2 protein-coding genes are annotated in these 11514 nt (G+C 72.2%); both read right to left on the bottom strand.

Features of this window, described 5'->3' with window-relative positions:
* Positions 1-5912, bottom strand: a 5912-nt coding sequence (locus tag ACFYOY_RS48680; RefSeq protein ID WP_388594515.1) for an SDR family NAD(P)-dependent oxidoreductase, incomplete at its 3' end; no start/stop codon positions are given.
* 41 nt (positions 5913-5953) lie between these two features.
* Positions 5954-11514: SDR family NAD(P)-dependent oxidoreductase (locus ACFYOY_RS48675; RefSeq protein WP_388594513.1), on the bottom strand; the 5561-nt coding region annotated here is incomplete at its 5' end.

Here is an 11514-nt window from a genome sequence, read left to right as displayed (position 1 = left end):
CCGCTGAGCCCGGCCGCGTAGTCGTGATACATCACCCCCGCATAGACCCCGGTCGGACTACCCTTCAACGACACCGGGTCGATCCCCGCCCGCTCCAACACCTCCCACGACGCCTCCAACAGCAACCGCTGCTGCGGATCGGTGGCCAGCGCCTCCCGCGGATTGATCCCGAAAAACCCCGCATCGAACGCATCGGCGTCATACAGGAAGGCGCCCTCGTGGGCATAGCTGGTGCCCGGGTGGTCGGGATCCGGATGGAAGAGCCCGTCCAGGTCCCAGCCCCGGCCGGTCGGAAACTCCCCGATCACGTCCTTCCCCGAGGCGACCAGGTCCCACAGCGCTTCGGGGGAGTTCGCGCCTCCCGGGAAACGGCAGGTCATGCCGATGATCGCCACGGGATCGTCCCTATCGGCCCTTGCCGCGACGGGGGTACGGGAACCGGCGGTCTCGCCGGTCAGCCGGGTGCACAGATACTCCGCCAGCACCCGCGGCGTCGGATAGTCGAACACCAACGTCGCCGGCAACCGCAACCCCGTCACCGCCGACAACCGATTACGCAACTCCACCGCCGTCAACGAATCAAAACCCAACTCCTTGAACGCAGCATCCACCCGCACCTCACTGGCAGAACCAAACCCCAACACCACCGCCACACCACCCCGCACCACATCCACCACCACATCCAACCGAGCACCAGCCCCCAACCCCACCAACCGCGCAGCCAACCCGGTGGCCGACGGGCCCCCCTCGGCGATCCGCCGCCTGGTACGACCGGCCACCAATCCCCGCAGCACCGCCGGAAGATCCTCACCGGCCGCCCCGGCCGGATCGAAGTCCACGGCCACCGTCAGCGGGCTCGCGAACCTGCATGCGGCGTCCAGCAGGGCCAGCCCGCGCTCGGACGACAACGGCCTCATCCCGCGCAGTCGCGTCAGGTCCGCCCGGCCCAGATGCCCGGTCATCTCGCTCGACTGGGCCCACAGCCCCCATGCCAGCGAAAGCCCGGGCAGTCCCAGCGCCCGCCGGTGGGCGACCAGGGCATCGACAAACGCGTTCGCCGCCGCGTACCCGGCCTGTCCCGCGTTGCCCACGACTCCGGCGGCCGAGGAGAACATCACGAACATACGGAGCGGAAGATCCGCCGTGGCGGTGTGCAGATGGGCGGCCGCCGCGGCCTTCGCCGCCCACACCCGCGCCACCTGTTCCCGGCTCTGCGAGGTGACCACCGCGTCATCCAGCAGCCCCGCCGCATGAATGACACCGGTCAGCGGATGCGCCGGGTCAATGCCGGCCACAGCGTCGGCGACCGCGTCGCCGTCCGTGACATCCACCGCGGCGATCCGCACCTGCGCGCCCAGGGCGGTCAGCCGGTCGGCCAACTCCGGTGCGCCGGGCGCGTCCGAGCCACGTCGGCTGACCAGGACCAGATGCTTGACCTGCCACGTACGCACCAGATGCTCGGCCACCAGGCCGCCCAGCAGGCCCGTACCACCGGTGATCAGCACCGTACCGTCGGGGTCGAGCCCACCAGGGGCCAGCCCTCCGGAATCCGCCTCGTCAGCGCCGTCGGTGCCGCGTGCGCGCATCAGCCGGGGCACCATCAGCCGCCCGGCGCGCAGCGCCGCCTGAGGTTCATCCGCCCGTACGGCACGGGCCACGGCATCCGCCACATCACCCGCGGTCGGATCGGTGGCCTGGTGGAGGTCGAGGAGGACGAACCGGTCCGGGTGTTCCGCCTGCGCACTCCGCAGCAGGCCCCACAGCCCTGCCGCGGCCACATTCAGCTCTTCCTCGCCAAAATCCCCGTCGTCAGGGCCGCCGGTCGACACCGCACCGCGTGTCACCACCACCAACCGGGTGTCGGCCAACCGCGGTTCGGCCAGCCACCCCTGCACCAGCTCCAGCGCTCGGCCGACGGCGGCCAAGCCATCGGCCGCCCTCGCCACGGCTCCGGCCTCCTGCGGGCCACCGTCGGCAGGCAGGTGGGTCACGGCGAAGGCGGGAGGTGGCGTGCCGTCATCGAGCGCGGCGGCCCACGCTTCGAAACCCGGATGGCACACCACTCCCCCATCACCGAGTCCGGGCTCCTCGGCCAGGTGCAGGGCGTCCTCGCCCAGCACGACCCAGCCCATGGCGTCGGAGGTGTCCACCTCCGACACGTCGGGCATCGGGATCCAGTCCAGCGCGAACAGCCCATCGACGCCACCTCCGCCCCCGGACCTCAGCTGACGGGGGTCGGCGGGGCGCATCGTCAGGGAGTCGATCGTCAGCACCGGGGCGCCCATGGCATCGGCCACGACCACCCGCAACCCGCCCTCCCCCACCGCACCGTCCTGATGGGGAGAGGGCCGGCGGGGCGAGAGCCGAACCCGGACCGTGGTCGCCTCCGTGGCCCACAGGGAGACGCCGTTCCAGGCGAACGGCAGTCTCATCCCCCCGTCGTCGGCCGACTCGATGCCGGCGGCGAGCAGCATCGGATGCAGGGCGGCGTCCAGCAGTGCCGGGTGGATGCCGAAGCCGTCCGCGTCCCCCGCCGCCTCGGGCAGCGCCACCTCGGCCAGCAGATCAGCGCCGTCCCGCCACACGGCACGCAGCCCCTGGAACGACGGCCCATACGCATAGCCCGCCGCCACGGCATGCTCGTAGAACCCCTCGACATCCATCGGCTTCGCGCCCTCGGGAGGCCAGACTCCCCCCAGCTCCTCGGCCGCATTCGGCGCGCCCGGCGGGCTCAGGACACCCTCCGCATGGGTCACCCAGTCCGGATCCGCGCCGGGTTCGGCGTCGCGGTCGGGCCGGGAGTAGACCCGTACATCGCGCCGCCCGTCCTCGGTGGCCTCGCCTACGACGATCTGCACCCGCAGCCCGCCCGACGGCGGCAGCACCAAGGGGAGCCGCAGCGCCAGTTCCTCGATGCCGCCGCAGCCCACCTCGTCGGCGGCCCGTAACGCCCACTCCACCAACGCCGCACCCGGAACCAGCGGCGTTCCGGCGACCACATGGTCACCGAGCCAGCCCTCGCCGCCGCCCGCCGACACCCGTCCGGTCAGCACCAGCCCGCCATCGGCAAGGCCCACCGCCGCCCGCAACAACGGGTGCTCCACCCTCTGCAGCCCCGCGGCACCCACATCGCCGACTCCGCCGGTGGCAGTGGCCCAGTAGCGCTGGCGTTGGAAGGCGTACGTGGGCAGGTCGACGGTACGAGGAGTGGGGTCGGCCGGGAAGGCGGCCGACCAGTCGACATCGACCCCGGCGGTGAACGCCTGGGCGAGCGAATGGAGGAGCTGAGCCTGTCCGCCATGGTCACGGCGCAGGGTGGGCACTGTGACGGCCGTGACCTCGGCTTCCTCGAAGGTCTCCTGCAGGCCCAGGGTCAGCACGGGATGCGTACTGGCCTCGATGAACACCCGATGCCCATCGGACAGCAACGCCTCGACGGCATCGGTGAACCGCACCCGCTCACGGAGATTGGTCACCCAGTAGCCGGTGTCCAAGTCGGTGGTGACGGCACGACCGCCGGTCACGGTCGAGTAGAACGCCGTGCCCGAACCGGACGTATCAAGCGGACGGACGCCGGCCAGGACATCGTTCAACTCAGCGCGGATCTGCTCCACTTGAGGACCGTGCGAGGCATAATCCACCTCGATCAACCGGGCCCGCTCCCCTGCCTCCTGGCATGCGGCTACGACAGCGGCCACCTGCTCCGGCGGACCCGAAACCACCATGGACGAAGGCCCATTGACGGCCGCCACGCCCACACCAGCGGCCTGGTCTCCCAGGTCGGAGAGCAGTTGGCCCGCCCGCTCCTGGCCGACTCCGAGGGAAGCCATCGCCCCACCACCGGCCAACCGCCGCAACGCCTTACTCCGCAAGGCCACCACCTTGGCGCCGTCCTCCAACGACAGCGCTCCGGCCACCACAGCCGCCGCGATCTCACCCTGGCTATGACCCACCACCGCCGCAGGACGCACCCCATACCCCGCCCACACCGCAGCCAGCGACACCATCACCGCCCACAGGACAGGCTGGACCACATCCACCCGCCCCACATCCGCCGCACCCTCCGCGCCGCGCAACACATCCGTGAGCGACCAGTCCACATACGCCGAAAGCGCCCGCTCGCACTCCGCCACCCGTGCCGCGAACACCGGCGACACCTCAAGCAACTCCGCACCCATCCCCACCCACTGCGAACCCTGACCGGGGAAGACCAGCACCGGACCCGGGTCCCCGGCCAACGCCGCCGCCCCCGACTGCACCACACCCGAATGCGACACACCCCCCGCCAACGCCTCCACCGCCGCCACCAACTCGGCCCGATCAGCGCCCACCACCACCGCCCGATGCTCAAACACCGACCGCGTCGTCACCAGCGACCACCCCACATCCACCGGCAAAGACCCGGACGCACCACCCACCCGCTCAACCAGAGCGGCCGCCTGCCCCCGCAACGCCTCCGCACTGCGCCCCGAGACCACCCACGGCACCACCCCTCCTACCTCGGAGGAGGCCGACTCCACATCCCCCTCAGGAGCCTGCTCCACGATCACATGCGCATTGGTGCCGCTGATCCCGAAGGACGACACACCGGCCCGGCGCGGACGCTCACCCTCAGGCCACTCCACCGCCTCGGTCAGCAGCCGCACCCCGCCGCCGTCCCACTCCACATGGGGCGTCAGCTCCTCGGCATGGAGGGTGGCCGGAAGTACGCCATGTCGCAGGGCCATCACCATCTTGATGACACCAGCAACGCCCGCCGCACCCTGCGTATGGCCGATGTTCGACTTGAGCGACCCGAGCCACAGCGGCCGGTCCGCCGGCCGGTCCCGACCGTAGGTGGCGATCAGCGCGTCGGCCTCGATCGGGTCGCCCAGCTTGGTGCCCGTGCCATGCGCCTCCACCGCGTCCACCTCGGACGGGGCCAGCCGGGCGCTGGCGAGGGCCTGGCGGATCACCCGCTGCTGGGAGGGACCGTTCGGCGCGGTGAATCCGTTGCTGGCGCCGTCCTGGTTGATCGCCGAGCCACGGATCAGGGCGAGCACCTCATGACCGTTGCGCCGGGCGTCGGAGAGCCGCTCCAGCAGGACGAGCCCGACGCCTTCGCCCCATCCGGTGCCGTCGGCGTGCACCGAGAAGGCCTTGCACCGTCCGTCCGGGGACAGCCCCCGTTGCCGGGAGAAGCCGGTGAACACCTCGGGGGTGGCCATCACCGTCACACCGCCGGCCAGGGCCAGGATGCACTCCTCCTGCCGCAGTGCCTGGCAGGCCAGATGGATCGCGACCAGGGATGACGAGCACGCCGTCTCCACCGTGACGGCCGGTCCTTCCAGGCCGAAGGTGTAGGAGACCCGGCCCGACAGCAGGCTCGGTGCGTTGCCCGCGTATCCCTCGGATCCCTTCTGCGGAAGGTCACCCGGTGTGGCGCCGCCGGTGGTCGCCGTACCGGCGTAGACGCCCGTCCGGGAGCCCTTGAGGGACACCGGGTCGATTCCCGCCCGTTCGCACGCCTCCCAGGCGGTTTCCAGCAACAGTCGCTGCTGAGGGCTGGTGGCGAGCGCCTCGCGTGGGCTGATGCCGAAGAACTGGGGGTCGAATCGGTCGGCGTCGTAGAGGAATCCGCCCCGCCGGACATACGTGGTGCCGGGGTGGTCCGGGTCCGGGTGGTAGAGCCTGTCGAGATCCCAGCCGCGGTCGGTGGGGAAGTCCCCGATGGCGTCCACACCGCCGGTGACCAGCCGCCACAGGTCCTCGGGCGTGCTCACTCCGCCCGGGAACCGGCACGCGATGCTCACGACCGCGATCGGCTCCTGGTATCGCTCCTCCACCTCGCGCAAACGCAGGCGCGTATCGTGCAGATCCGCGGAGACGCGCTTGAGATACTCGACAAGTTTCTCTTCATTCACGTTCACCATGAGGTTTCACCCGGCCTCAGCGATCGTCGCGCCCGGCACATTCAGGACACACCCAGTTCGTTGTCGATGAAGTCGAGAACCTGGGCCGCGGACGCGGACTCCAGCCTCTCCGCGGCGGTCATTTCTTCCTCCGCCGGCTTTCGTGTCGCCTTCCACTTCGCCAGCAGGCTTTCGAGCCGTGCCGTGACCGCCCCCGAATCGTCGTCTTCCATCTCGAGGCCGACCAGGATGGCTTCGAGCCTGGCCAGTTCGTTGAGGACCGGATCGGCGCCGTCCCGGCCCGGGGCGGCGCCGACCGCCGGGGCGATGCGCTCCAGCAGGTAGTCGGCGAGCACGGCCGCTTCCGGATAGTCGAAGACGAGGGCGGCGGGCAGCCGCAGACCGGTGGCGGCGGCAAGCCGGTTGCGCAGTTCGACGGCGGTCAGCGAGTCGAAGCCCAGCTCCTTGAAGCTGGCCTCGGCCTGCACCGCTTCGGCGTCGGCATGCCCGAGCACGGTGGCCACATGGCCACGGACCAACTGGAGGACCGCGCGGTGCCGTTCCGCGGCGGACAGGCCCGCCAGCCGGCCGGCCCAGTCGTCCGGCCGCGCATCCGCTGCCGCCGCGGTACGCCGCGCCGCCGCGCCACCGGCGCCGGATGCGGCGAGGGCGCGGAGCGTGGCGGGGAGGCCGTCGGCGGGCTGGGCGGCCAGGACACGGGTATTCATGTCCGCCGCGATCAGCTGGTGGCCGCCGTGCTCGGCCGCCGCGTCGAGCAGCCGGAGGGCGTGGGCGGCGGCCATCGCGGTGACGCCCGAGCGGGTCATCCGGGCCAGGTCCGCGTCGGCGAGGCCGCCGGTCATCTCGCTGGATGCGGCCCACAGGCCCCAGGCCACCGAAACCGTCGGCAGGCCCAGTGCCTGACGGTGGGCCGCCAGCGCGTCACAGAAGGCGTTGGCCGCCGCGTAGTTGGCCTGTCCCGGGCTGCCCATCACCCCCGCGGCCGACGAGAACAGCACGAACGCGCCCAGGCGCAGATGTGCCGTCGCGGCGTGCAGATGTGCCGCGGCGGTGGCCTTCGCCGCCCAGACCCGGGCCAGCCGCTCAGGAGTCTGCGCGGTGACGACCGCGTCGTCCAGCACACCCGCGGCATGGATGACTCCGGTCAGCGGATGCCCGGGGTCGACCCCCGCCACCAGGTCGGCCACGGCTGCCGCGTCGGTGACATCGGCGGCGACGATGCGTACTCGCGCGCCGAGAGCGGTCAGCCGGTCGGCGAGGTCCCGGGCGCCCGGCGCTTCCGGGCCCCGGCGGCTCACCAGCAGCAGATGCCCGACCCGCCAGACGCGTACGAGGTGTTCGGCGACCAGCGCGCCCAGGGTGCCGGTGCCACCGGTGATGAGGACGGTGCCGTCCGGGTCCACCGGGGCAGGGATGTCCAGGACCAGCTTGCCGGTGTGCTTGGCCTGGCTGAGATGGCGCAGCGCCTCACGTGCCCGGCCGAGCGGCCACGTCCGCACCGGCAGCGGCCGCAGGGCTCCGGTGGCGAACAGCTCGCCCAGTTCGCCCAGCATCCGGCCGATGTGTTCGGGCCCGGCGTCGGTGATCAGGTCGTACACCTGATACGTCACCCCGGGATGCTCCTCCGCGACGCGCTCGGGGTCACGGAGGTCGGTCTTGCCCATCTCCATCAGCCGGCCGCCCTCGCCCAGCAGCCGCAGGGAAGCGTCGACGAAGGGTCCGGCGAGGCTGTTGAGCACCACATCGACGCCGCGTCCGCCGGTGGCCTCGCGGAACACCTCCTCGAAGTCCAGATCGCGCGACGAGGCCCGGTGTGCCTCGTCGATGCCCATCGCCTCCAGCACCTCATGCTTGCCGGGGCTCGCCGTCGCGTAGACCTCCGCCCCCAGATGCCGGGCGATCCGTACGGCCGCCATGCCCACACCGCCGGTCGCGGCATGGATCAGGACCGTCTCCCCGGCCTGGAGCCGGGCCAGCTGAACGAGCCCGTACCAGGCGGTCAGGAACGCCACCGGCACCGAGGCCGCCTGCGGAGAGGTCCACCCGGTGGGAACGGGCGCCACCATGCGGGCGTCGGTCACCGCCGTCGGACCGAACGCGCGGTCGAAGACTCCCATGACCCGGTCGCCCACCGCGAGCCCGGTCACCTCGGGGCCGACGTCCAGCACCACACCGGAGCCCTCGCCACCGAGCCCGGTCTGGCCCGGGACCATGCCCAAACTGATCAGCGCGTCGCGGAAGTTGATACCGGCCGCGTGCACCGCCACCCGCACCTGACGCGGTCCGAGGGGCTCGAGCACCTCCGGGCACGGCACCGGCTTCACGTTGTCCACCGTGGCCGCGCCGGTCAGCTCCAGCCGCCATGCGGGCTGTCCCACCAGTGCGGCCACACCTCCACTGCTCGCGCCACCGGCACGCATCAGCCGGGGCACCCGGAGCCGCCCCGCCCGCAGCGCGACCTGCGGCTCGTCCAGGTGCGCCGCCCACGCCACGGCGTTGCGCACACCCTCTTCGAGCGGCTCGGAGTCCGGGTCGAGATCGACCAGAAGGAATCGCCCCGGGTTCTCCGCCTGCGCACTGCGCACCAGCCCGCACACGGCGGCCCCGGCCACGTCCAGGCCGCCGTCCCCGGCGCGGTCCGCCTCGGAAGCGCCGTCCGCCTCGGAAGCGCCGTCCGCCTCGGAGGCCCCCTCGGTCTCGGAGGTGTCGATCGCGACCGCTCCCCGCGTGACCACCACCAACCGGGACTCGGCCAGCCGCGGTTCGGCCAGCCAGCCCCGCACCAGTTCCAGCACCCGCTCCGAGGCCGCCAGACCGGCGGCCGCCAGGTCCGTACCCGTGTCATCTCCGGACGAGCCGAGGGCGGGCAGATACGCGATGGCCACCGAGGGGGCGGGGCCGTCACAGTGGAGTGCGGACACCAACGCCTCCAGATGCGGATGGTGTACCGCGCCCGGCACGATCGGCCCGCACCCCTGCGGGCCCAGAGCCACCCACTCGCCGCCGTCCGCCGGATCCGGCCCCTGCTGTCCGGCGCCGGTGTCCGGTGCGGGGACGGGCAGGGGCGTCCACTCCAGGGTGAACAGCCCCTCCACCTCGGGCCCGCCGGAGGCCCGCAGTTGGTCGATGTCGGCCGGTCGCATCACCAGCGAGTCGACGGTCAGCACCGGACCGCCCAGGGCGTCGGCCACCTCGAGCCGCAGACCGCGCTCGCCCTCGGCGCCACCCGCCTCCTGCTCCCGGGGCGAGAGCCGGACCCGTACGGTCGTGGCACCGCCTGCCCATAGCGACACGCCGTTCCAGGCGAACGGCAGCCACACCCGGCCGTCCTCGTGCTCCTGCCCGGGCCGGTCGAGGAGGAACGCCGGATGGAGCGCGGCATCCAGCAGTGCCGGATGAATACCGAATCCCTCCGGGCCTCCGGCGGCCTCGGGCAACGCCACTTCGGCCAGCAGGTCCGCGCCGTCCCGCCATACGGCCCGCAGTCCACGGAACGACGGCCCGTAGCCGTACCCCGACGCCGCGGCGCGCTCGTAGAACCCGTCGAGCTGTACGGGCTCCGCGCTCACCGGGGGCCATGCCCGGCCCGGCTCGTCCACCGGGCCCCGCGCGGGGCTCTGCGGGGACGGCGGACTCAGGACGCCCTCGGCATGGCATACCCAGCCCGGCTCGGCACCGGGCTCGACATCGCGGTCCGGCCGGGAGTACACCCGCACATCACGCCGCCCGTCCTCGGTGGCCACTCCGGCCACCACTTGAACGCGCAGCCCACCGGACGCGGGCAGGACGAGCGGGACCTGGAGCGCCAGCTCGTCCACTCCGCCGCAGCCCGCCTCATCGGCGGCCCGCAGCGCCCATTCCACCAGCGCCGCGCCCGGCGCCAGCACGGCGCCCGCCATCACATGCTCGGCCGGCCAGCCCCCAGCGCCACCGGCCGAGACGCGGCCGGTGAGCACCAGCCCGCCGTCGGCGAGCCCGACGGCCACCGGCAGCTGCGCATGTTCGACCCGCTGCAGCCCGGCGGCCCCCACATCTCCGACGCCACCGCCCTGGGCCAGCCAGTAGCGCTCACGCTGGAAGGCGTACGTGGGCAGGTCGACCGTACGGGGCGCCGGGTCGGCCGGGAACCAGTGGGCCCAGTCGACATCGGTGCCATGGGCGTGCAGTTGGGCGAGTGCGTGGCCGAGCGCGTGCACATCCAGTCGCTTACGGCTCAGGGTGGCTGTGACCAGCGGAGTCGGCCGCCCGGCCCCGGCCCCGGCCCCGCCCTCGTGGGCGTCGGCGTCGGCCGTCGCCTCGTCGGCGGTGAGGTACTGAAGGATGTGCTGCGTCGCGGTGGCCAGGACGGGGTCAGGGCCGAGTTCGAGGAAGACGCCGGTTTCGGGCGCGATATGAGCGACGGCGGGGTGAAAGCGGACGGGTTGGCGGATGTGGCGCACCCAGTAGCCCGGCGTGGCCAACTCCTCGTCGGCCGGCTCACCGGTGAGGTTGCTGAGCACCGGACGGGTGGGCCGCTGAAAGGTCAGACCGTCGATGGCCTGCGCGAACGGCTCCAGGATGGAGTCCATCAGCGGGGAGTGGAAGGCGTGGCTGACGGTCAGGGTCCTGGTCTTGCGGCCCTTGGCCGCCCAGTTGGCGCCGATTTCGGCGACCATCTCGACCGGGCCGGAGACTACGGTGTTGCCGGGGGCGTTCAAGGCGGCGATGCCCACCTGGCCGTCGTATCGGGCCAGATCCTCGGCGAGTTCGTCAGCGGTGGCCGCCATGGTGACCATGCCTCCGCCCTCGGGAAGCCCACCCATCAGGGTGGCGCGGGCGGCGACGAGACGGCAGGCGTCGGGGAGGTCGAAGACTCCGGCAACATGGGCTGCCGCGATCTCACCGATCGAATGCCCGATGACCGCGTCGGGGCGTACGCCGACCGAGTCGAGCAGGCGCGCCAGGGCAACATGCAGAGCGAACAGCCCGGCCTGGGCATAGGTGGTGTGATCCAGCAGCCCTGGCCGCTCGGCCACACCGTGGAAGACCACGTCGCGAAGGGGATGTTCGAGGTGGGGGTCGAGGAGGCCGCAGACCTCGTCGAACGCCGTGGCGAACACCGGGAACCGGTCGTACAGCCCGGCCCCCATCCCCTGGCGCTGGCTGCCCTGACCGCTGAAAAGCCACACCGTCTTGCCCGTCGCCGCCCCACCGCCGGGGAGCACCACACCCGGATGTGGTTCGCCGCTCGCCAGCGCCTCCACGGCGGCCAACAGCTCGGCGCGGTCATCGCCCAATGCCACCGCCCGGTGCTCGAACAGCGATCGCGTGGTGGCAAGTGACCAGCCCACCTCGACCGCCGTCATCTCGGGGGAGTTGGCCATGCGTTCGGCCAGCGCGGCGGCCTGGCCGCGCAGCGCCTCCGCACTCCGTGCGGACAGCGTCCATGGAACCGCCCGCGTATCGGAAAAGATCACGGGTTCGGTCGTGACACGTTCGACCGGCTCGGGGGCCTGCTCCAGCAGGAGATGGGCGTTGGTGCCGGAGGCGCCGAACGAGGACACACCGGCCCGGCGCGGCCGCTCACCGTTCGGCCACTCCACCGCCTCGGTCAGCAGCCGCA

The organism is Streptomyces sp. NPDC007875 (genome assembly GCF_042868035.1).
GTDB classification, from domain to species: Bacteria; Actinomycetota; Actinomycetes; order Streptomycetales; family Streptomycetaceae; genus Streptomyces; species Streptomyces antimycoticus.
This window is presented reverse-complemented; position numbering and strand designations above follow the sequence as displayed.